The organism is Phorcysia thermohydrogeniphila (assembly GCF_004339575.1).
Classification (GTDB): Bacteria; Aquificota; Aquificia; order Desulfurobacteriales; family Desulfurobacteriaceae; genus Phorcysia; species Phorcysia thermohydrogeniphila.
Genome location: NZ_SMFV01000005.1, coordinates 98,867 through 119,901, shown reverse-complemented (window position 1 = coordinate 119,901; position 21,035 = coordinate 98,867). Strand labels below are relative to the sequence as shown.

Here is a 21,035-nt window from a genome sequence, read left to right as displayed (position 1 = left end):
GTTTGGTCTAAGTGTACCACAGACTAAGAGACAGGAATTTCCACTCTAACAGTTGTTCCCTTTCCTTCCTCAGTTTCAATTTCAATTTTCCAGCCGTGAAAGCGGACAATCTCCCTAACAACAGAAAGGCCGATGCCGTGGCCGGAGCTTATAGGCGACTTTACGTACTTCTCAAATACCACAGGAAGGAGTTCCCTCGGAATCCCAACCCCAGTATCCCTGACTGTTAACACAATCTCTCCTTCTCTCTTCTCTAAGCGTACCTCAATCTCTCCTTTCTCAGTAAACTTCAAAGCGTTATCAACAAGGTTCTTTACAAGCTGCTCAAAGAGTATCCTCTCACAGAATGCAGAAACATCCTCAAGGTAGACCTTTAGATTCAAGCTCTTTTCTTCAATCTTCTCTTTGAAAGTTTCAAGGACAGACTCAACCACAGGCTTTAGCTTAACTTCCGAAAACTCCTTAGCCGAAGAAAAAAGTTTTTGAGCTCCGGCGACTATCTCCTCTATCTTCTCTACTTTCCTGATTACCTCTTCAAGGAGCTCCTTTTCCCCGCACTCTCCATAGTTCAAGAGGTATTCAACGTTTCCTCTTATAACCGTAAGGGGGGTTTTAAGCTCGTGAGATATGATTGAAACTATTTCCTTCTTAACCTTTTTAAGTCTCCTTTCGCAGGAAACGTCCTTCTTGACGACAATAAGGAGCTCTTCATTTAGTTTTGTTACCTCAAACCGATAGATTCTTTCTCCTTCCTCTACTTCAAAAAAACTCCTTCCTGTCTCTACAGCCTCTTCAAAACCTTTAACGGTCTCGCCGTAAGGGTAATAATCCCAGAGTCTCTTGCTTTTACCTACAACGTAGCCCTTTCTATCAACAAAAAGAATATCGTCCCTTAGATTCTGAATCCTCAGTAAAATCTCCCTACTCAAACTTATACCCCACTCCCCAGACGGTCCTTATCCTTCCACCGAGTTTATCCCTAAGGTGCTTTATGTGAACGTCCACCGTCCTGATGGAAACGTCTGCACTCCCCCAGACTTTAAGGAAGAGCTCCTCCTTCGTAACGGCTCTTCCCCTGTTTTCAACGAGAACCTTTAAAAGTTCCCTCTCCTTTTTCGTTAAGTTAACGCTCCTACCCTCAATTACTACTCCTTCATCCGTGAAGAGAACTTCCTCCTTCACTTCTTCTTTAAAAGAACTCCCCCTTCTCCTCAAAAGCGCCCGCACTCTGGCAAGGAGTTCTTTCATCCCAAAAGGTTTCGTCACGTAGTCATCAGCCCCGCTGTCAAGGCCAAGAACCTTATCCTCCTCTTCCGAGAGTGCTGTAAGCATTAAGATAGGTATATCTACCCCCCTCTGCCTTAAAAAACGACAGGTCTTAATTCCGTCCATTCCCGGAAGCATAACGTCAAGTATTAAAAGGTCGCACTCTCTCCCGTACTCAAGGAAATCATTTAAAAAATTCTCAGCAGTCAAGTAGTGCCTTACCGTAAACCCTTCTGCGGAAAGAATTCTCTTTAGCAGACTCCCAATAGAGATATCATCCTCAACAACTGCTATTACAGCCATCCATCCTCCACTTTTAGGATAAACTTTACGCTAATCCTCTCCTTTTCAAAGGAGAGATACAGCGCACGGCGTAAGCCGTTGTTTTGAGAAGCTTTAAGCTTAAATTAATTTTAAGAGGTTTTGAAAACAAACGATGCTTTACGTTTACAGATTCAGACTTTACCCTACGAAAGAGCAGGTAGAGTTTTTAAACCGCCAGATAGGACACTGCAGGTTTGTCTACAACAAGCTCCTTGAAATAACCAAAGAAAATTATGAAAGGGAAGGGAAGAGTTGGAATTACTACGAATACAAGAAATTACTGCCTAAACTTAAAGAGAAATTTCCATTTCTCAAAGAAGCAAACAGTCAATCACTTCAAGAAGCAATAAAGTGGCTCGATAGAGCGTTTAAGAACTTCTTTAAAGGACTTGCGAAATTTCCTAAGTTCAAGAGTAAAAAGAGAATAAATAGCGTATCAATACCTCAACATTTCCGTATAGAGGGAAACAAAATCAAGATACCGAAACTTAAAACACCGATAAAGTTCAAAAAACACAGGGAGATAGAGGGAAGAGTTAAAAGCATTTCAATCACTAAACTACCGTCCGGGAAGTTTTACCTCAACATACTTGTTGATAGAGAAATAAAACCACTTCCACAAACAGATAAGGTAGTAGCGATAGACTTAGGAATTACCCACTTCTGTACCCTATCAACGGGAGAGAAGATAGAAAATCCGAAGTACCTGTTGAAGACGGAAAAGAGACTCAAAAAACTCCAAAGAAAATTATCAAGGAAAGTAAAGGGTAGTAACAAATACCGTAAACTTCAAAAAAGGATAGCAAAGCTTAACGAAAAAATAGTGAACCAGAGAAATGACTTTCTACACAAACTAAGCAAGAGAATAATCGGCGATAACCAAGCCGTAATAGTGGAAGGCTTAAAAGTCAAGGGATTACTCCAGAACAGTAAACTTTCCAAACACATAGCAAACGCGAGCTGGAGAAGGTTCATCTCCTATCTGGAGTATAAAGCAAAGTTCTACGGTAGGAAACTGGTCAAGATAAACCCGTTCTATCCCTCATCAAAGCTCTGCTCTGTATGTGGCTACAAGAACGAAAATCTCAAACTGTCTGATAGGAAATGGAAGTGTCCTAACTGTGGAACACAACACAATAGGGATTACAATGCGAGCCTAAACCTCTTGAAAGAGGGACTGAAACTCATAAAGGGGTCGCTCACCATACGAGCGGTAGGGTTGGAACGACCCGAACTTACGCCCGTGGAGAGTGCGGTTGCACTCGTTGAGGCGGGAAGCTCCTCATCTCAATGAGGAGTAGTTCACTAGTATAAAATAACTGCTACTCCCAAAGGAGAAGGAACATGCTCTCAGACGAGTTTATAGCTGCCGTAGAGAAAGCCTTTACTATCAAAGGTTTTGACTTAAAAGTTGAGTTCAGGGACCTTGAAACGTGGGATGAGGCAATATTCCACACCCAAAGCTTACTCTCGTCAAGAAACGTTTCTTACGTCTCATACCACCACACCTTCACGGTAGAATACTTGCTGGAAAACGGCAATCTAATCTCCATCTCTTACAAACCCACAGGAGCAGGAGACTTTGATGGACAAGGTTATTGAAACGGCAATAAAAGCTGCTGAGAGAGCTGCAGAGACGCTAATGGAGTACTTTGCCCACCTTAACGAGCTCCAAGTGGAGCTTAAAGCCAAGAACGACTACGTAACGGAAGCTGACAAAAAATCTGAAATGATTATTATTAAGACTATAAAGGATACGTTCCCGCACCACACTATAGTTGCAGAGGAAAGTGGTCTTCACGGAGGAAACGACTGGAAGTGGTACATAGACCCATTAGACGGAACAAAGAACTTCATTCACGGATTGCCGGCCTTCTGTGTCTCAATCGGAGTGGAGTTTAAGGGAGAGCTGGTCGCCGCAGTTGTGAACGCTCCGGCCTTAGAAACGGTCTTTACAGCGGAGAAGGGAAGCGGAGCTTACTGTAACGGGAAGAGAATCAAGGTAAGTGATAGGACTTTTGAAGAGGCGTTAATAGCTACGGGATTTCCCTTTAGGGGGAAAAAGTACCTTGATGACTACCTGAAGTGTTTTAAGGAGGTCTTCCTTTCCGTATCTGGGATAAGACGCTGCGGTTCTGCTGCCCTTGACCTTGCCTACACGGCTAAAGGCGTTTTTGACGGCTTCTGGGAAATGTTCCTCCACCCGTGGGATATAGCCGCAGGTGTTCTCCTCATTGAAGAGGCCGGTGGAAAAGTGAGCGACTTTAACGGTGAAAGGAAGTTCTTAGAGTCCGGGAACATAATAGGAGCATCCCTGAATACTTACCCAGAACTTTTTAGAATAGTTCACAAACACTTGGGAGGTTAGATATGGGATACGACGAGAAAAAGTGCGAAGGATGTCCCCATAAAAGCGCCTGTCAAACAGCTCAGGACCCAATGGACGTAAAACTTACGTGCAACCTTTCAAAGATAAAGCACAAAATCGGCGTCTTAAGCGGTAAGGGAGGCGTCGGAAAAACGACCGTCGCAACAAACATTGCAACGGAGCTCGCAAAAAGAGGATTTAAGGTAGGCCTCCTTGATGCAGACCTTCACGGGCCAAACGTTGCCAAGATGCTTGGTGCAGAAGGTCAGAGGCTCTTTGCAGATCCAGAGTCCCAGACGATAAAGCCCTTCATTCCCCTTGGAATGCCAAACTTAAGAGTGGTATCTATGGCCTTCCTCCTTGAAAATCCAGACCAGCCTGTAGTGTGGAGAGGCCCTCTCAAGCATCAGGCAATAAAGCAGTTCTTGGCAGAAATTGACTGGGGAGAGCTTGACTTCCTCATAGTTGACCTTCCGCCGGGAACAGGCGATGAGGCACTAAGCGTTGGACAGCTAATAAAGCCGATGGACGGGTTTATCATTGTAACAACACCTCAGGAAGTCTCACTCCTTGACACGAGAAAGTCCATTAGCTTTGCCAAAATGATGAACGTCCCTGTTATCGGAATAGTTGAAAACATGAGTGGCCTTATCTGCCCCCACTGCGGAAAAGAGATAGAGCTCTTCAAGAAAGGCGGCGGAGAGAAGGCTGCAGAAGAGCTCGGAATTCCGTTCCTCGGCAGAGTACCCGTAGAACCAACAGTTGTTGAAGCTGGAGATAAAGGGGTGCCGGTAGTAGTATCACACCCAGAAAGCCGCTCTGCAAAAGCATTTTCCCAGATAGTTGACAAGGTTCTTGAGGTTACAGGAGAGGGTAGTAAAGGTGACGGATAAAAATAAGAAGGTACTGGCAGGAGCTCTCCTGCTCCTGTCAATCTTTACAGTACTCTTCGGCATCTACAGGGATGAGCTGAGGGTTATTTGGAACAACGGAAAAATCTTGTGCCTTACCTGCATAGGAATTAAGTGATGCTGAGAATACCGCTGCTAAGGAATAGAAGACTCTACCAGTCCTTAACGGCAATCTTTGCAAATTTTCACCTGTGGAATTTCTTTACAGCAAGGCTTTACACGGGAAAGCTAAAGTCCATTCCTCTGCCAATAATGAACTGTTACGCCTGTCCGGCCTCTGTTTACTCCTGTCCCATAGGAACGCTCTCCCACTTTCTGGTCATTTCCAAAATCCCCCTACTAACCCTTGGGGTTATCGCTGCCGTTTCAGCAAGTTTTGGCAGGTGGATATGTGGCTGGGTCTGCCCCTTTGGTCTCTTTCAGGACCTTCTTCACAAAATCCCTTCTGCCAAGTTTGAGCTTCCAAGACCTTTTGTATACGTGAAATACCTGATGCTACTTTTTGGAGTACTGTTACTTCCTTACCTATTTAAGGAACACTACTTCTGCATGGTTTGCCCCACCGGAACCGTAGAGGCCGGTATCTACTGGGTTGCCGTCAGCACGATGATTCTGAACATGGCAGGAGCTTTCTTTCTCTTCAAGTTAGCCCTCGGAAGTATATTCTTATACGGCTCTATCTTTATAAAACGGCCTTTTTGCCGCTATTTCTGTCCTCTGGGAGCCCTTTTCTCAATCTTCAACAAGCTGAGTATTGTTGACTTTAAGCTTGAGAAGGAAACTTGTATAGAATGCAACCTCTGTCAAAAATCCTGCCCTGTTAACTACCAAATTTACAAGGACCCCAACTCTCCAGCCTGCCTTAGGTGCCTAAACTGTGTCAGAATCTGCCCAGCAGTGAAGGTTAACTCTCCGGTTAAACTAACACGACCAGAACTAACGACGCAGGACAGTTAACATTATTTAATTATTAAACGTTCCTTGTCAGTATATACCCTACGTTCATCAAAGTCTTAAGGTGTTTACCCTTCTTCCCCAACTTCTTTCTAAGCCTATGAATGTAAACGTCCAAGGTTCTTGCGTTCTTCCTGCTGCCCCAAACTCTGTCTAAGATAAACTCCTTGGGAAGAACCTCCTCCTGATACCTCATGAGGAGCTCCAGTATCTGAAGTTCTATCTTAGTTAGGTCAACACTCTTGTCATCAACAATAACCCGCCCCTCATTTTTCTTCAAAATCATTCCCTCAAACTCAAGGACATTCCTGAGCTTTTCTCTATAGCGCCTCATTATGGCGATACACCGAGCAAGGAGCTCCCTCGTGCTGAAAGGTTTCACTAAGAAGTCATCGGCCCCCATCTCAAACCACTTCACCTTCACGTTAACATCACAGACAGAACTCAAAACAACGATGGGAATATCCCTCCGCTTCTTTACGGCCTGACAGATTTCAAGTCCTTTCATACCTAATAGGGCAAGGTCAAAGATTAGAAAAGAGTAACCGTTCCGACGGAAAATATCGTCCCTACTTGTTCCTAACTCCACATCAAAGCCGTAGTCTGTGAAAACCTCGTAAATCTCTTCAGCAAGGCTTTTATCGTCTTCTATTAACAGTATTTTCACCATCTCTTTTACATCATTTTAACGAGTTTTTTACACTGTTTTAACAGTTTTTCCTAATTATCTTGTATAAGGAAATATTAAAATTTTGTTACAATTATGGCAACACAAGTTAAAAGGAGGTGCCATGAGAAAGCTCCTAACGCTTACAGCACTTGCTTCTCTACTGGCTACACCTTCTTACGCTCAGGACGACGTTGAAAGCCTAAGGGCCCAAATCAGACAGCTCCACGAGCAAATGGCAAGACTACAGGCAAGGCTGGCAGAGCTTGAAGCCAAGAAGGGAGTCGGAGCAAAAGCCGTAACAGGAGTAAAAAGCCCCATCAAAATCTACGGAAAGATCAAGCTGGACGCTATCTACGACACCCACAACATGGGAACAGACGCCTTCATCACAAAACTACCCCTCAGAGACAGAGACGACCGCTCTACCTTCAACATGAAGGACACCCGCATTGGCTTCATCATTAACGGCCCTGAAGCTGACGGCTGGAAAGTTACAGGTAGAGTTGAAGCAGACTTTTACGGCCTCGGTGGCAACTCCGACAATGGAGCTCTCAGGATTAGACTTTCCTACATCAACCTCAACAACGGTCATGGAACAAACATAAGAATCGGTCAGGACTACATCCCAATTGCCTCCCAGATGGCCTCAACCCTTGACTTCCTGAGCATGGGAGCTTCCGGTAACCTCTGGGACAGGGTAGCTCAAATCACAGTAACTCAGAGCTTTGAGAGCGGATTTGGAATCGTAGGAACTGTCTGGAAGAGCTCTGCTACAACAGACCACGTAGGAATGAGAATGCCGTGGGTAGGAGCAAAGCTGTTCTATAAAGGAGACGCCCTTGGAACAGGCAAACCTCTCTACGTAGCCCTCGGCGGTGCTTACAGACAAGGAAGTGATGAAGTTGACGGCGTAAAGGATGACGTAACCGACTACCTCGTTGCCTTTGAGTGGAATATTCCATTTAACCTCTTCTTCCCAATGGCAGTAAAAGGTGAAGCCTACTATGCCCAAGGGCTCACATCAAGGGACTTCCTCGTCTTTACCGACCCCCACTACCTTGAAGGTTCAAGCGTTGAAGAGGTTGAAACAAAAGGTGGCTTCATTCAGCTCTCACTTAAACCTTTCCAGAAAGTCAGCTTCAACCTCGGAACAGGTATGAACGACCCAGATGACGATTACGCAAAGGCCACAGGAAACTACAAGAAGAACTGGAGGGCCTTTGGAAACGTTATCTACAAGCTTGCTCCAAACGTGTCCTTCGGATTTGAAGTTGACCATCAGGAAACTCTCTACGAAGGAACCGTTGAGCACGGCGAAAGGTACATAGCTTCAGCTATTTACCTCTGGTAATAAAGAGTTCAGGGAGGAAAGTATGAGAAAGGAAGAGCTCCTGAGTATTCTCAGGGACCCTGAGTTTCAGGAACTTGCCAAGAACGTAACAAAGGTTGTTACGACTTTCACAATCATAATGCTCGTCGTTTACTACTCATTCATCCTGATGCTCGCCTACGGGAAAGATTTCCTCTCAACGCCCATCTGCAGCAGCTGTGCAACAACAATCGGAATCATCGTTGGTATCGGCGTAATCATCTTCTCCTGGCTCCTTACCGGTGCCTACATCTGGTGGGCAAACAGCAACTACGACCCGACAGTCAGAAAACTCAGAGAGAAATTCAGGAGGTAAGGATGGGAATCCTCAGGGAACTGCTAATAGCAACTGGACTGGTAGGGCTTTCCACTCCCGCCTTTGCAGGAGAAGCCATCGTTGGAATGCACCCAGTGGCAATAGGGTTCTTCCTCCTGTTTATAGCCATAACTCTGGGAATTACCTACTGGGCTGCAAGGAAATCAAAGACAGCAACTGAGTTCTACGCTGCAGGTAGGAGCATATCCGGTTTTCAGAACGGACTTGCCATTGCCGGTGACTACATGAGTGCAGCTTCCTTCTTGGGAATTGCCGGTATGGTCGCAACTAAAGGTTACGACGGTCTTATTTACTCAATCGGTTTCTTGGTCGGCTGGCCAATAATCATGTTCCTGCTGGCCGAACCCCTAAGGAACCTCGGTAAGTACACCTTTGCAGACGTCGTTGCTTACAGGCTAAAACTCAGGCCAATAAAGATACTTGCAGCTCTCGGCTCAATTGCTGTCGTTATCCTATACCTGATTGCCCAGATGGTAGGTTCTGGAAAGCTGGTACAGCTCGTATTCGGAATACCCTACGATGTTGCCGTCATCATTATTGGAACGCTAATGATTATCTACGTCCTCTTCGGTGGAATGCTTGCCACAACTTGGGTACAGATAATTAAAGCTGTCCTTCTCCTTTCCGGAGCAACGATAATGACCATCTGGACCCTCTCCCTCTTTGGCTTTAGCCCCGAAGCCCTGTTTAAAGCTGTAAAAGAGACAGCCGGTCAGAAGTGGCTCCAGCCGGGAGGACTCGTAAGCAACCCAATTGACGCTATTTCCCTCGGTCTTGCCCTCATGTTTGGAACTGCGGGACTTCCACACATACTGATGAGGTTCTACACCGTTCCAGATGCAAAAGAAGCCAGAAAGTCTGTCTTCTTCGCTACCGGATTCATCGGGTACTTCTACATTCTGACCTTCGTTATAGGTTTTGGAGCTGTTGTCCTCGTTGGTCTTGACAAGATAGTTTCCATCGGTAAAGGCGGAAATATGGCTGCGCCACTCCTTGCTAAAGCTCTCGGAGGAGACGCATTCCTTGGATTCATTGCTGCTGTTGCTTTTGCAACAATCTTGGCAGTTGTTGCAGGCCTAACGCTTGCCGGAGCAAGTGCCCTGTCCCACGACCTTTACGTTGGCGCCATAAGAAAAGGAGAGTCCTCTGAAGAGCAGGAAATAAAGATTACGAGAGTTGCTGTCCTGCTTTTAGGAATCATCGCCATCATCTTAGGAATTGCGTTTAAGGACCAAAACATCGCCTTCGTTGTTGGACTGGCGTTTGCTATAGCCGCAAGCACGAACTTCCCAGCGCTCATCATGTCCATTTCTTGGAAGAGGTTTACAACAGCTGGAGCTGTTGCAAGCATGATTACAGGACTTGTCCTCTCCGTCATCCTCATCATCCTGAGCAAAACGGTATGGGTAGACATCCTCGGGAACCCCGCCCCCATCTTCCCCTACAAGAACCCTGCAATTATCTCAATGACAGCGGCCTTTATTGTTGGAATCATCGTCTCACTCCTTACACAGGAGCCAGAAGCTGAAGAGAAGTTTGAAGAAATGAAGGTGAGAAAGTACTTGGGTATCGGTGCAGAATAATTCTCAGGGGAGGCCCGTCCTCCCCCTCCTCTTTAACGGAGAAGCGGAATGCTTGAACCGGTAAAACTGCTGAAAACAATAGAACCCTTCAAGGAACTGCCGGAAAAGGAAATTAACTTCTTAGCAAAGAACACTCTTGCAGACTACGTAAAGAGGGACACGGAGATACTCAAAGAAGGTGAACAGGTTGACTACCTGTACATCATAGTGAAGGGAAGCTGTACCGTGAAAAAGGGTGACAAGGTCGTTGACGTCCTTGAAAAAGGAGACTTCTTTGGAGATACAGAAATCATATTTGAAGAACCGTCCCGGTTCACCGTAAAAGCTGCTGAAAACTCCATACTTTACATGATTTCCAGAAAAGCCTTTAAAGAAGTGCTGAAAAGTTACCCAGAATTCAGGGAGTTCTTTACGAAAACTACTATTGAAAGGCTCAGTGAGGGCTACAGGAAAATACTACCCGGTGCGGAAGATACCGTTTCCCTCCTGCCGGTAAAAGAAATGAAGTTAAGTCCAGCTATTTTCTGCGAAAGGGAAGAAAACGTAAAAAGCGTAGCAGAAAAGATGGTTGAAGCTGGGACGTCCTGCTGCTTAGTCAAAGGAAAAGAAACGGGAATTATCACCGACATGGACCTTAAGACTAAAGTAGTTGCAAAAGGACTTAGTCCTTTAAGCGTGAAGGCAGAAGAGATAGCAACATACCCAGTTATGACGGTAGAAAGCAACGACTTCGTCTTTGAAGCTATAGTAAAAATGGTAAACAGCGGAGTAAAGCGACTTCCGGTCGTTGAAAACGGAAAGATAATTGGCATCTTAGAAGATAGAACCATTTTCATCCAGCAGACCAAAAACTTTGTCTTCTTAGCAAGGGAAATTGAAGCCGAAAGGGATGTAAAGAACCTCAAGAGGCTGTTCATTTCAGTAGAGGAAGCAATAGAGGCGCTCTTTAAAAGCGGAAAGGACATAGTAATCCTCCAGCGCTACATAAGCGAGATAAACGATAAGTTTATCCGGAAAGCAGTAGACCTTGCCATTGAGAAGGTAGGAGAACCTGAAGGGGAGTTTGACTTCTTAGCACTGGGAAGTGAAGGAAGGAGAGAACAGACGATAAAAACGGACATTGACAATGCCATCGTTTACAGGGAAACGAAAGGAAGGGAATACTTCCTGAAGCTTGGGGAAGCAATAACCGAAATCCTGTTAGAGATAGGTTTCCCGGAATGCCCCGGAAAGGTCATGGTCTCAAACCCTGAGTGGGTAAAGTCCCTTGATGAGTGGAAGTATACGCTTGAGGAGTGGTTCTCAAGGCCAAATGCTGGAAATATCCTGAAAGCAAGTATCTTCTTAGACTTTAGGGCAGTTTACGGAAACGGGAAACTCTCCGAAGAGCTGAGGGACTTTTTAAACAGGTTAGCTAAGAACTACAGGAACTTCCTTGTCGCAATGGCTCAGAAAGTCCTTGAAACTGAACCTCCAATAAATATATTTCATAGGTTTGTTCTTGAAAAAAGTGGAGAACACAAAGGAGAACTTGACCTTAAAAGAGGCGGTATTTTCCCAATTACACAGGGCGCAAGAATCCTAAGCCTTGAAAAGGGATTAAAGGAAACCAACACAGTAAGGAGGATAGAACTTCTAAAGGATAGCATAGGCAAAGATTTCTGCAGCGAACTTATTGAAGCTTTCAAGTTCCTTCAAACACTAAGGCTTAAAAGCCAACTGGATAAAATCAAAAGAGGAAGAACTCCTGATAATTACGTAAATCCCCAAAAGCTAACAAAGTTTGAAAGGGACCTGCTCAAGGACGCTTTCAAGGTCATTTCAAAGTTTCAAGAAATGTTGGGAGTCCACTTCAGGCTGAGGGTGTAATGGGTATTCTGAGAAGGGTAAAGAAACTCATGTACAGAAACAACCCGTACTTTAGGAGGTTTTTCAGAGAGGTTGACTTAGAGAAAGCTGTCTTCTGCTCCTTTGATTTAGAAACAACGGGACTTGACGTTAAGAAGGACGAAATCATTTCCATTGGCGCCGTGAAAGTTGTTAACTTCAAAGTAGATTTCTCTACTACCTTTTACACCCTTCTCAGACCGCAAAAAGAGCCGGCAAGGGAAAGCGTCCTTATCCACGGAATCAGGGAAGAGGAACTTTCAGGAGCTCCAAAAGCAGAGGAAGTATTACCGCAATTCCTTGAGTACATCAAGGGAACGGTGCTTATCGGGTACTTCGTGGCCTTTGACATAGCTATGCTCTCAAAGTACACAAAAAGGCTCTTTGGATTTGAGGTACTCAACCCCTTTATAGACATAAGACACCTCTACAAGCTGGACCTCAAAAGAAGGTACTTGCTAAATCAGGTTCAGGAAGAGAAAAGCCTTGATGAGATAGCACAGGAACTTGGAATTGAAGTGGAGAAGAGGCACAACGCCCTGTGCGACTGCCTCCTTTCTGCTTTTGTATTTCTCTACTTTTTGAAGTCGGACATTAACTGGAAGAGAGCAATCAACTTTTAAAACCAAATAAAAGGAGGGCAAACATGGCAGAAGAGAGACTTGACCACCTGCTAAAGGAAGGCGTAATCATCAACCCACCGGAGGAGTTCGTAAAGCGGGCAAACGTGAAGGACTACGAGGCGGAGTACAGGAGGTTCAAAGAGGACCCAGAAGCTTTCTGGGCAAGCGTGGCAGAGGAGCTTTTCTGGTACGAAAAGTGGGAGAAGGTTCTTGAGTGGAACTACCCCTACGCCAAGTGGTTCGTAGGCGGTAAGACCAACATTACGGTAAACGCCCTTGACAGGCACGTGAAAGGAGGAAAGCGCAATAAGGTGGCCTTTTTCTGGGAGGATGAGCTCGGAAACGAAAGAGTTGTAACCTTCGGAGAGCTCTACAAGCTCGTAAATAAATTCGCAAACGCCCTAAGAGCCGCAGGTGTTAAGAAGGGAGACAGGGTAATCATCTACATGCCTTTGGTTGTTGAACAGATTGTCGCAATGCTCGCCTGTGCAAGAATTGGCGCAATTCACTCCGTAGTTTACGCAGGATTCAGCGTTCCAGCACTCCGCCACAGAATAGAGGACGCAGAGGCAAAAATAGTAATCACTGCAGACGTAACGATAAGAAGAGGAAGAGCTATCCCACTAAAGAGAATCGTTGACGAGGCAATCGTTGACCTGTCCTTCGTTGAACAGGTCATAGTCTTAAGACGCCTTGAGCCAAAGGTTGACCTTATAGGCGAAAAAGAGGTTGACTTCTACGAGTTCATGAAGGGACAGCCCGACTACTGTGAGCCCGAAGTCATGGACGCAGAAGACCCCCTCTTCATCCTCTACACTTCCGGTTCAACCGGTAAGCCCAAGGGCGTCCTCCACACAACCGGCGGTTACATGGTGGGAACCTACTACTCCGTAAAAACTGTCTTTGACTTGAAAGAAGACGACATCTACTGGTGTACGGCAGACCCGGGATGGATTACGGGACACAGCTACATCGTCTACGGACCGCTCGTTGCCGGTGCAACGCAGGTAATAGTTGAAGGAGCTCCCAACTACCCAGATTTCGGCAGATGGTGGAGAATTATTGAAAAATACGGCGTCAACATCTTCTACACAGCTCCAACAGCAATAAGGATGTTCATGAGGGCAGGTGAAGAGTGGCCAAACAAGTACGACCTTTCATCCTTAAGGCTCCTTGGCTCTGTTGGTGAACCAATCAACCCTGAAGCATGGCTCTGGTACTACAAGGTCATTGGAAAGGAGAGATGCCCAATCGTTGATACATGGTGGCAGACCGAAACCGGCGCAGTAATGATTACAACGATAGACGGCCTCCCGATGAAGCCCGGTAAAGCAGGAAAACCTGTTCCCGGCGTAATAGCCGAAGTTGTTGATAAAGAGGGTAACCCCGTTGAGGACGAAAAGGGTGGATTCCTCGTTGTCAAGTTCCCATGGCCGTCAATGATGAGGACAATATGGAGGAACCCTGAGCGCTACGAGCAGTACTGGAACACAATTCCTAACTGCTACATGGCTGGCGACGTTGCCGTGAGGGATAAGGACGGCTACATCATGATACTCGGTAGAGCTGACGACGTTATTAACGTATCTGGTCACAGAATAGGAACGATGGAAGTTGAATCGGCTTTAGTTTCCCACCCGGCAGTTGCAGAGGCAGCCGTAATCGGTAAGCCCGACCCAGTAAAAGGAGAGGCCATAAAGGCCTTCGTTATACTCAAAGAAGGCTACACCGGTTCTGACGAACTCGTTGAAGAACTGAAAAGACACGTGAGGATGGAGCTTGGAGCTTTAGCTGTTCCTTCTGAGATTGAATTTGTTGACAAACTGCCTAAGACAAGAAGCGGAAAGATTATGAGGCGGGTTCTCAAAGCCAAAGAGCTTGGAATGGATCCCGGAGACCTCTCAACCTTAGAGGACTAATTCAAAGGGCGGGGGCTACCCGCCCTTATTCTTTCCCTAAACCAAAAATCTCCTTGAATATCTGAACAACGTGGTAACGGGTTTCCTCTTCCGTTGCTTTTCTTTTGACGCTCGTTATAGGTTGATGGAGAAGTTTATTTATGATGATTCTTGTTATGTTGTCCACCTCTTTAGCCTGCTCAGGCGTAAGACCTAAAGCCGGCAGTCTCTTTTCAAGCTCTGCCTTCCTTATTGTCTCAGCCTTTTCCTTTAGCTCCGCAATGAGTGGAGCAACCTCAAGTTCCCTCAGCCAACGGATAAACCTTTCAACGTAACCTTCAATAATTTCTTTTGCTACCTCTGCTTCCCTAAGCCTTTCTCTTATGTTAGCCTCAACAACCTGCTGTAAATCGTCAATATCGTAAACGTAAAGCCCATCAACCTCGTTAAGGGCTGGGTCTATGTCCCTTGGAACTGCTATGTCTATCAGGAACATCGGACGTTGCTTTCTCTTTTCAAGGGCAGGGATAACATTTTCAGGCTTTAGGATGTAGCCGGGAGCTCCAGTGGAGCTAATGATAATGTCAGAGAGCTCAAGAACAGTAGGAAGTTCCGTGAGTGGAAAAGCCTTCCCGCCAAACTCCTTCGCTAACTTCTCAGCTCTCTCAAGGGTTCTGTTGACAACAAAAACCTCCGAAGCACCGTTTGAAACAAGGTGCTTAACGGCAAGCTCTGCCATCTCGCCAGCGCCTATTATGGCAACTCTTTTACCTGAAAGAGTTCCAAATATCTTCCTTGCAAGCTCCACCGCCGCAAAGCTTACAGAAACCGCATTCCTTGAAATTCCGGTTTCGGTCCTCACCCGCTTTGACACCTTCAGAGCAGTCTCACAGAAACGGTTAAGAACCGTTCCAACAGTGCCAAGTTCCCTTGCCGTCTGGAAAGCGTCCTTAAACTGGCCTACAATCTGAGGCTCTCCAACTATCATTGAGTCAAGGCTTGAGGCAACATAGAAACCGTGCCTAACCGCATCCTTCCCCTCTTTCCTGTAGAAGAAGCGGTTTATCTCCTCTATACTCGCCCCCTTCTCCTCAATGAGGAACTCATAAACATCCTTAAAAGGAGCAGAAACCCTCGTGGTGAAGTAAATTTCCACCCTGTTACACGTTGAAAGTATCATGCACTCATCAACACCTGCAAAGGAGTTGAGCTTTAAAAGCGCGCTCTCTACAGCCTCTCCCTTGAATGCAAACTTTTCCCTCACCTCAACGGGAGCAGTTTTGTGGTTCACCCCCAGACAGCACAGCTTTAACTCTCCCATCTCTACCCCTTAAAAGAGTGAATGTCCTTTGCCAAGAAGAAGTTAACGCCAACAAAGTCCATGAGTATCACCAAAAGTCCAGCAATTGACATATAACAGAGCCTCTTTCCCCTCCAGCTACCGTAAAGGTATAGGTGTATTATGCCGGCGTATATAAACCAAGTAATTAGCGTTGCTACCTGCTTGGGATGCCACGACCAGAAAGAGCCAAAGACCTTTTCCGACCAGATAGCCCCTGCAAACATCGCAATTGTTATGAACGTGAAACCGACCGTTATAGAGTGGTAAATGACAGACTCTACAAGTGACAGGGAAGGGAGCTTATGGAAGAAAACGGAAAACTTCTTTTTCTTAAGATGTCTATCAAAGATAAGGTAAATCACTGAGAGTATTGCAGAGAAAATAAAAGCGCTGTAGCCCAAGAACGCCGTGAAAATGTGAACCACCCCCGTAATCCCCACGGGAAAAACGTCCTTTGGAACGCCAGAAGAGAGGACAGAGGCCAAAAGGAGTACTGAAGCCCAAGGCATCAGGAACGCACCAGAGAGGGAAAGCCTATGTTTAGTTGAGAAGTAAAGGAAAACGGTTACTACGCTTAAGGCTAAAGTGAGGAAAGCCCCCCGAGGAGTAAAGAGAACTACCGTGCCACTATTAGCTATCGTCAAAACAATAGAGACCAAGTTTGTAAGGAAGCCGAACCTCGCAGCGTAAAGGCCTACAGCTGCCAGCTTGTCCTTCCGCAAGGATAAAAACAGTAGGTAGTGGAGCGTAGAGACCGTATAAAGAAAAGCAGTTGCATAGACAAAACTTTCTACCCTCATGGGATTGGATTATAGCACTTCCTCTATGGCTGGATGGAGGAAGCGTTCTTTCTCCTTGGAGTACTCAGGGTAGAACTCACAGAGAAGCCTTATAAGCTTTTCTGCCTCTATTTGACCGGGAGCAACGGGCTCTCCAAAGAAGGTGTAAGTTAGGAGTGAACCAAAAGAGAAACCTACTACCCTTGTAAACTTTCCAACTTCGCCCATTACCATAAAAACCTTGGGATGGTCAAAATTTTCAAGGACGCAGCAAACCCTTGTAGCATCAGAAGGCTCTCTCCCTGCAAAGGCTACCTTTACTATGTCAGCTCCAGCGTCCTTTGCCCTACCAAGTATATCTTCAATCTCTGACTTAGAAGGTGTCTTCTCAAAATCGTGGTAAGAAACGATGAGAACCTTCCGCTCCTTTTCTACCATTTCCTTTACGTAAGGAAGGATCTTCGCCCTTAGTTCAACGTCAACGGCACCGGTTGCAGGATGACTAACGGCAAGCTTAAAGAGCTCTAACCTTTCCTCCTCAGAGCCTTTAAACTTCCCTCCTTCCCAAACTGGACGAATAGTTGAAACGGAGTAGAAACCAAAGTCAGCAACTGCATCAAGGAAGGATCTAAAAGACTCCTTTGAAACATCAGAAAGTAAATCAAGCCTTGCCTCTATAAGGTCAACCTTTAACTCCCTTGCCTTCTCTAAATTCCCTTTCAGGTTTTCACCGCTTAAAGCAACAATAACGCGAGGAGTTTTTCCAAGCTCTACAGTTCCTATCTGCATCACTCTCTCCTATGCCTGTAAGATATCACCTCAACGTCCTCAAGAACTACAAGGCCTTCCTCAATGATGGAATCAATCACCTTCAAAAACTCCTTGATCTTTTCCTCTCTGTCAATAATCTCTACAACAACTGGCAGGTTCTGGGAGAGCCTCCACACAGAAAAGGTCTTAAGCTCAGAGTGAGAGCCTATGCCTGCCACTGCCTTGAAGACGGTAGCTCCGGCAAGGCCATTTTCTTTCACAAGCTGGAGTATGTATTCCCACAGGGGCTTACCTTCAAACTTATCCTCAAGACTTATGAAAATCCTGAGGAGTTTACGCCTGCCGACAAGCCCCCTCATTAGTGGCCTCTCGTAACCCTAAGAACTTCCTCAGGCGTTGTAACTCCCTTAGCTATCTTAATCTTACCTATCTCCCTAAGTGTCCTCATTCCATGCTTTTTAGCTATCCTCCTTATTTCCTCAGCGTTCTTCCCCTTTACGACGGCATCCCTTATCTCCGGAACCATATCCATAACCTCGTAAAGGGCTACCCTACCCTTGTAGCCGGTGTAATCACACTTTTCACAGCCAGCTCCTTTATAGGTTTGAAGGGTTGCTATCTCTTCCTCTCTAAAGCCAACCTCCTTTAAAACCTCCGGCGGATAGCGATACTCAGTCTTACAGTAGGGACAAATTTTCCTTGCAAGCCTCTGAGCTATGACTAAGATAACAGAAGAGGCTATCAGGAAGTTCTCAATTCCCATGTCAACAAGCCTTGTAACCGTACTGGGAGCGTCGTTTGTGTGGAGAGTTGATAGGACGAGGTGTCCTGTAAGAGCTGCCTCAATGGCAATCTCTGCCGTTTCTGCGTCCCTAATCTCTCCAACCATGATTATGTCGGGGTCCTGACGCAAGAAAGCCCTCAGAGCTCTCGCAAAGGTCAGACCAATTTCCGGCTTGACCTGAACTTGGTTTATACCGTAGAGGTTGTACTCAACAGGGTCTTCAACGGTCATTATGTTGACTTCCGGCTTATTTACAGTCAAAAGGGATGAGTAAAGGGTAGTCGTTTTTCCAGAACCAGTAGGGCCAGTTACCAAAATCATTCCGTAGGGAGAAAATATTGCTCTCCTTAAGAGCTCAAACTCCCTGTCCTCAAAGCCAAGCTGGCTCAGGTCAAGCCTTAAGCTTCCCTTGTCAAGAATCCTTAAAACAACTTTCTCACCAAAGACGGTAGGAACGGTTGAGACCCTAAAGTCTATCTCCCTTCCCTGAAACTTGGCCTTCATACGGCCGTCCTGAGGAAGCCTCTTTTCGGCTATGTCCAGACCGCTTAAAACTTTTATTCTCGCCACTACGGCATCTTTAATCTCCGGCTGGTACTTAGCAACGACGTGAAGAACGCCGTCAAGCCTGTAGCGAATGCGGAGCTCCTCTTCAAAAGGTTCAATGTGGATATCCGAAGCTCCCTTCTTTAAAGCCTCAAGGATAATGGCGTTCACGAGCTTCACTATCGGAGCTTGAGAGGCAAGCTCCTTAAGGTCGTCAAGGGATACTACCTGAATTCCGTAGGCTGCCTCCTCAAGCTCTGCCAAACCGTTTGAACTTTCCCGCTGGAGCTCCTGCTTTAGACGGGAGAAAAACTCTTCTTCAGCCTTCCCGTAAACTTCTTCCAGCCTCTCCTTTATCCTAAAATCAAGGGCTACAAAAGGCTGAATTCTGTAACCTGTAGTAAACCTTATCCTCTCCCGAGTCTGAACGTCAGACGGGTCGGCCATAGCAAGCTTTAAGGTTGGGCCTTTCCTATCAAACGGAACAACTACCGCCTTCTCTGCAGTGCTACGAGGAACTATCTTTACCAGTTCGGGAGGTATCTCTACCTCCCTCAAGTCAACTGGAGGAACCCCAAAAAACTCCGAAAGCAGTGATAAAAGCTTTTCCTCCGGGACTATTTTCTCGTCAACGAGCTTCTTCTGCCAATTCTCTTCTTCCTTTATTAAGGATAAAGGTATACCAAGCCTCTCAGCGACAAACTCCTTTAGTCTTAACTCATCGGCTCTATCTTTCATTTTTTACCCCTTGACAGCCTCTGAGAGCTTGTGGAGGAGCTCTGCCGGATTCCTAATGGGGAACTCTATTCTGTCAACCAGAGTAGTTGCCGGAACATCCTTTACCTTAATGCCGGCCAGCCTGCTCTTAAGCTCTTCCTTCTGCTCCTCCTGTAAGGGAAAGTCCATACCCTTAATAGCGGTAAGAACCTCTACAGGCCACACAATACCCAAGAGCTTTGCCACAAAGGTCTCACAGACAGAAACGACAAAAGGAACGTAGTCGTTACCGGCCTTAACCTCCTTGTAAGCCAGTTTTGCAAGTCCACCGGCAGTGTGAACCTTTACGTCCTTACTCTCAAGCTCTCCCTGAAGCTTCATAAGGACAAGCTCAGGGTCTGCAGAGAGCATGTTCCTCACAGTCTGTTTCGTAAGGCCTAAGAACTCGGCAATCTCGTCCTCAGTCTTTAAGCCTTCCTCTTTCAGAACAACTGCGTAAGATGCTTCCATCAAGCTCGGTATCCAAGTGAGGTTCCTGTACTCAAAGAGCTTCCTCGGCCCCCCTATGATTTCAAGGGCTTTAAGGAAAACCCTCAAAGCAAGGGTATCGTAATCAACCTCCCTCGGCTCAACCTGAATGACCATGACTCCCTCCATTATTGCATTTCTTACGGTCCTTAGCTTAATTATACATCTGAGAACAAGTTGGTAAAATGGTCGCATCAAACAGGCTACTGGAGAGCCATGCTAAACAGGAGGGACATTCTAAAAGCCCTTGCAGGCGGAAGTTTATTTGCCTTCTTAGAAGAGGCAGAGGCTAAGAAACGTACTCCAATTATCAGGAAAATTCGTTGCTCATCAAACGAGGAAAGAACGAGAATCGTTTTTGACTGCACCGGCAAGGTAGAGCGAAAAGATATAGAAACAAAGTTAAAAGGAAACACTCTCTGGCTTACAGTCAGGAACGTAAGGGCGAACCACCTTGTAAGGAAGCTAAGGAGCTCCCTCGTATCAAGGGCAGAAGTCATCCCTATAAACAGCCGCTTAGTCAGGATAAAAATCCTTATGAAAGATCCTCACAAGTTTAAGGTGTTCGCTTTAAGAGCGTGCAGAGGCAAACCCTTTAGAATAGTCGTTGACGTCCTGTCAGACTTTATGATAACCGAATGCGAAACGAGAAAACCGAAAAAAAGAATCGTCGTCATAGACCCCGGTCACGGAGGCAAAGACCCCGGAGCTGTCTGGCCTATTAATTCTTACCATCCAAGAATAAAAGAAAAGGACATAACCCTTTCAATAGCCCTGAGGGTTAGAAGGATTTTGAAAGAGTATCCCAACATAGAAGTAATCATGACGAGAACGAGGGACGTTTACGTCCCTCTTCTAAAGAGAGCTGAAATAGCTGCAAAAGCTTGCGCAGATGCCTTTGTAAGCATCCACGCAGACTCCATGCCGAACTTCCCCGACTGGAGTGGCGTAACGGTCTTTAAGGCATCCCCGGGACTTTTCGCTAAAGCTCAGCTTGTCGCGAAAAAAGTCGCCCAAAAAGTTAGACTCTGCAACGATGTTATGTGCTGGAGTATCAGTCCACTCCTCATTAACATGGCAACAACCGTAACCTTTGTTGAAAGCGCAAGGCTGGCAGAAACGATAGTGGAGAGCCTAAAGGCCCACGTTAACGAGGACCTCGTTAACGGCATTCGGGATATGAGGAGGAACATCCTCGTCCTTAAAACACCCGGAAGACCGGCTATTCTTATTGAATCTGGTTTCCTGACAAACCCAAAGGACAGGAAAAGACTCGTCCAGAGCTGGTATCAGGAAGAAGTTGCAAGAGGCATCGCCAGAGGAATCGTCAAGTACTTTGAATCCCTAAACACAGTAGCATACGTAAAGGAGTGAAGCT

Annotated in this window: 22 protein-coding genes; 13 read left to right on the top strand and 9 right to left on the bottom strand. The window is 45.9% G+C overall.

The annotated features are described in order from the left end of the window. Positions 1–23 precede the first annotated feature (23 nt). Complete coding sequence (locus tag CLV27_RS07380) at positions 24–929, bottom strand: sensor histidine kinase (RefSeq protein ID WP_132527372.1); 906 nt, start codon at positions 927–929, stop codon at positions 24–26. Then, the gene (locus tag CLV27_RS07375) at positions 922–1,569 is read right to left on the bottom strand and encodes a response regulator transcription factor (RefSeq protein ID WP_132527370.1); all 648 of its coding nucleotides are present in this window, start codon (positions 1,567–1,569) and stop codon (positions 922–924) included. The genes CLV27_RS07380 and CLV27_RS07375 overlap by 8 nt, the downstream gene beginning before the upstream one ends. A gap of 133 nt (positions 1,570–1,702) precedes the next feature. Here CLV27_RS07375 and tnpB point away from each other — a divergent pair, with 133 nt between their 5' ends. The 6 genes from tnpB to CLV27_RS07345 are packed head-to-tail and all read left to right on the top strand — an operon-like array spanning position 1,703 to position 5,826. After that, a complete protein-coding gene (tnpB, locus tag CLV27_RS07370; protein WP_132527368.1) occupies positions 1,703–2,884 on the top strand; it encodes an IS200/IS605 family element RNA-guided endonuclease TnpB in 1,182 nt (393 codons plus the stop codon). A gap of 50 nt (positions 2,885–2,934) precedes the next feature. Next, on the top strand, positions 2,935–3,192 hold the full coding sequence (locus CLV27_RS07365) for a hypothetical protein (protein ID WP_132527366.1): 258 nt from the start codon (positions 2,935–2,937) through the stop codon (positions 3,190–3,192). Further along, positions 3,176–3,958 carry an inositol monophosphatase family protein gene (locus CLV27_RS07360; RefSeq protein WP_132527364.1) on the top strand — a complete coding sequence of 261 codons (783 nt, stop codon included), beginning with the start codon at positions 3,176–3,178 and terminating at the stop codon, positions 3,956–3,958. The genes CLV27_RS07365 and CLV27_RS07360 overlap by 17 nt, the downstream gene beginning before the upstream one ends. Before the next feature lie 2 nt (positions 3,959–3,960). Further along, on the top strand, positions 3,961–4,851 hold the full coding sequence (locus CLV27_RS07355) for an Mrp/NBP35 family ATP-binding protein (RefSeq protein WP_132527362.1): 891 nt from the start codon (positions 3,961–3,963) through the stop codon (positions 4,849–4,851). Continuing rightward, entirely contained in the window at positions 4,841–4,987 is a 147-nt protein-coding gene (locus CLV27_RS07350; RefSeq protein ID WP_132527360.1) for a thioredoxin, read from the top strand. Before CLV27_RS07355 ends, CLV27_RS07350 begins: the two co-directional genes overlap by 11 nt. Continuing rightward, a complete protein-coding gene (locus CLV27_RS07345) occupies positions 4,987–5,826 on the top strand; it encodes a 4Fe-4S binding protein (RefSeq protein WP_132527358.1) in 840 nt (279 codons plus the stop codon). The genes CLV27_RS07350 and CLV27_RS07345 overlap by 1 nt, the downstream gene beginning before the upstream one ends. Positions 5,827–5,839: 13 nt before the next feature. Here the strand turns inward: CLV27_RS07345 and CLV27_RS07340 are convergent, their stop codons facing one another. Next, positions 5,840–6,490, bottom strand: a complete 651-nt coding sequence (locus tag CLV27_RS07340) for a response regulator transcription factor (RefSeq protein ID WP_165863711.1) — start codon at positions 6,488–6,490, stop codon at positions 5,840–5,842. Positions 6,491–6,614: 124 nt separating this feature from the next. Here CLV27_RS07340 and CLV27_RS07335 point away from each other — a divergent pair, with 124 nt between their 5' ends. The 6 genes from CLV27_RS07335 to acs all read left to right on the top strand — a co-directional run bounded on the left by CLV27_RS07335 (position 6,615) and on the right by acs (position 14,211). Continuing rightward, positions 6,615–7,844 (top strand): DcaP family trimeric outer membrane transporter, encoded by a 1,230-nt coding sequence (locus CLV27_RS07335; RefSeq protein ID WP_132527354.1) that lies wholly within the window; start codon positions 6,615–6,617, stop codon positions 7,842–7,844. A gap of 22 nt (positions 7,845–7,866) precedes the next feature. Beyond that, positions 7,867–8,178 carry a DUF485 domain-containing protein gene (locus CLV27_RS07330; protein ID WP_132527352.1) on the top strand — a complete coding sequence of 104 codons (312 nt, stop codon included), beginning with the start codon at positions 7,867–7,869 and terminating at the stop codon, positions 8,176–8,178. Between the two features lie 86 nt (positions 8,179–8,264). Then, positions 8,265–9,782, top strand: coding sequence for a cation/acetate symporter ActP (gene actP, locus CLV27_RS07325; protein WP_132527481.1), 1,518 nt, complete (start codon positions 8,265–8,267; stop codon positions 9,780–9,782). Positions 9,783–9,830: 48 nt separating this feature from the next. Then, on the top strand, positions 9,831–11,651 hold the full coding sequence (locus CLV27_RS07320) for a putative nucleotidyltransferase substrate binding domain-containing protein (RefSeq protein WP_132527350.1): 1,821 nt from the start codon (positions 9,831–9,833) through the stop codon (positions 11,649–11,651). Beyond that, complete coding sequence (locus CLV27_RS07315; RefSeq protein WP_132527348.1) at positions 11,651–12,292, top strand: exonuclease domain-containing protein; 642 nt, start codon at positions 11,651–11,653, stop codon at positions 12,290–12,292. Before CLV27_RS07320 ends, CLV27_RS07315 begins: the two co-directional genes overlap by 1 nt. A gap of 23 nt (positions 12,293–12,315) precedes the next feature. After that, on the top strand, positions 12,316–14,211 hold the full coding sequence (gene acs, locus CLV27_RS07310) for an acetate--CoA ligase (protein ID WP_132527346.1): 1,896 nt from the start codon (positions 12,316–12,318) through the stop codon (positions 14,209–14,211). Between the two features lie 25 nt (positions 14,212–14,236). Here acs and hemA read toward each other — a convergent pair whose 3' ends face one another. The 6 genes from hemA to CLV27_RS07280 are packed head-to-tail and all read right to left on the bottom strand — an operon-like array spanning position 14,237 to position 19,774. Next, positions 14,237–15,511: a glutamyl-tRNA reductase gene (gene hemA / locus CLV27_RS07305; RefSeq protein WP_132527344.1), complete on the bottom strand. Its 1,275-nt coding sequence runs from the start codon at positions 15,509–15,511 to the stop codon at positions 14,237–14,239. Positions 15,512–15,513: 2 nt separating this feature from the next. Then, positions 15,514–16,332 (bottom strand): cytochrome C assembly family protein, encoded by an 819-nt coding sequence (locus CLV27_RS07300; RefSeq protein ID WP_132527342.1) that lies wholly within the window; start codon positions 16,330–16,332, stop codon positions 15,514–15,516. Between the two features lie 9 nt (positions 16,333–16,341). Further along, positions 16,342–17,100 (bottom strand): type I 3-dehydroquinate dehydratase, encoded by a 759-nt coding sequence (gene aroD / locus CLV27_RS07295; protein WP_132527340.1) that lies wholly within the window; start codon positions 17,098–17,100, stop codon positions 16,342–16,344. Continuing rightward, positions 17,100–17,441: a DUF190 domain-containing protein gene (locus CLV27_RS07290; protein WP_132527338.1), complete on the bottom strand. Its 342-nt coding sequence runs from the start codon at positions 17,439–17,441 to the stop codon at positions 17,100–17,102. Before CLV27_RS07290 ends, aroD begins: the two co-directional genes overlap by 1 nt. Continuing rightward, on the bottom strand, positions 17,441–19,150 hold the full coding sequence (pilB, locus tag CLV27_RS07285; protein ID WP_132527336.1) for a type IV-A pilus assembly ATPase PilB: 1,710 nt from the start codon (positions 19,148–19,150) through the stop codon (positions 17,441–17,443). The genes CLV27_RS07290 and pilB overlap by 1 nt, the downstream gene beginning before the upstream one ends. 3 nt (positions 19,151–19,153) lie before the next feature. After that, on the bottom strand, positions 19,154–19,774 hold the full coding sequence (locus CLV27_RS07280; protein ID WP_132527334.1) for a bacterio-opsin activator: 621 nt from the start codon (positions 19,772–19,774) through the stop codon (positions 19,154–19,156). 99 nt (positions 19,775–19,873) lie between these two features. Between CLV27_RS07280 and CLV27_RS07275 the strand changes: the two genes are divergently transcribed. Further along, the gene (locus CLV27_RS07275) at positions 19,874–21,031 is read left to right on the top strand and encodes an N-acetylmuramoyl-L-alanine amidase family protein (protein ID WP_132527332.1); all 1,158 of its coding nucleotides are present in this window, start codon (positions 19,874–19,876) and stop codon (positions 21,029–21,031) included. Positions 21,032–21,035 lie beyond the last annotated feature (4 nt).